General features: G+C 41.7%; 1 protein-coding gene. It reads right to left on the bottom strand.

Features of this window, described 5'->3' with window-relative positions; genetic code table 11:
* A partial coding sequence (locus BS85_RS0109895) for a flagellin N-terminal helical domain-containing protein (RefSeq protein ID WP_026944637.1) occupies positions 1 to 1205 on the bottom strand: 1205 nt, incomplete at both ends.

The raw sequence follows: 1205 nt of genomic DNA, 5'->3' as shown, positions 1-1205 counted from the left end.
CCTAAGTCAGAGCGGATTGTATCTAGTTGTTTAATTGCAGATTCTGCAATATCCATTACTAGCATTGCACCTTTAAGGGTTGTAACACCTGCACCCATTTCTGTTGCAGCATTAGAATACACACCGATAGAGTTCTTTTGATCCATAGTAAAATCACCCTTGATATTTCTTAGGGTTGTAACCGCAGAGGCAGATACAGTATTTAAACCACCAGCAACACCAGCAATCGCTACATTAATGTCGTTTGCACCAAGCTGTGTTAGATTCAAGCGACCTGCATAGCTACCTGCATTAATCCCCGCGCCACCTGCAGTTCCACTTAAACCTGATACACTAATTCCTCTACCATCTACAGAAGTAAGTTGTAATTGCCCATCTCTTGTAATAGATGCTTCTACCCCTGTGGTGTCTTTAAACGCATTGATGGCTTTAATTAATCTTCCATCGGCATCGTGAGCAGATACACCACTAATTGTTCCGATATTTACACCATTAATGGTAACATTTGTATAATTGCTTCCAGCAGCACTTAAACCACTTCCTGTAAGTCTAACATCTGCTTCTGCACGGACACCACCAAGTTCATCAGAATAGCGGTTAATCGCTTCTGCTAACACACCTAGACCTGTTCCTGCGCTATGAGAAACAACAACAGATTCCAATGCTCTTGAGATTCCTCTTGTGGTGAAACTTAAACTTGCTGTTCCAAAACCACCTCCAGTCTTACCATCTGAATAAGTTTCAGTTCTCACGTGTCCAGTCTTATCGGAGCTTGTCGCACCAATGCTTGCACGAATGGTTTGGTTAGAGTAAGCACCCACTTGGAATTCTTTATTAGTAAATCCACCTGCAAGAAGGCTTAAACCATTGTAAGATGTTGTCGCTGCGATGTTGTCTAGCGATTCAACAAGGCGGTTAATATCAGCTTGGATTGCCTTTCTTGTTGTTTCTGTTTGACCATCTTGTGCTGCTTGTGTTGCTTTAGTCTTGATTGTGTCAAGAATTTTTACTTGCTCGTCCATTGCTTTATCTGCAATTTGGATAATTGCCATACCATCGTTTGTATTACGAATCGCTTGTCCTAAAGCACTTGCTTGAGAACGCAAACTATCCGCAATCGCCATACCGGAAGCGTCATCTTTTGCAGAGTTGATTCTTAACCCTGAACTTAACTTTTGTAGCGAACTAGAAAGACTAGTTTGTGT

The sequence above is a fragment of the Helicobacter rodentium ATCC 700285 genome, from assembly GCF_000687535.1.
GTDB classification, from domain to species: Bacteria; Campylobacterota; Campylobacteria; order Campylobacterales; family Helicobacteraceae; genus Helicobacter_D; species Helicobacter_D rodentium.
The sequence above is the reverse complement of the archived record's forward strand: the minus strand, read 5'-3'. Positions and strand labels throughout refer to the sequence as shown.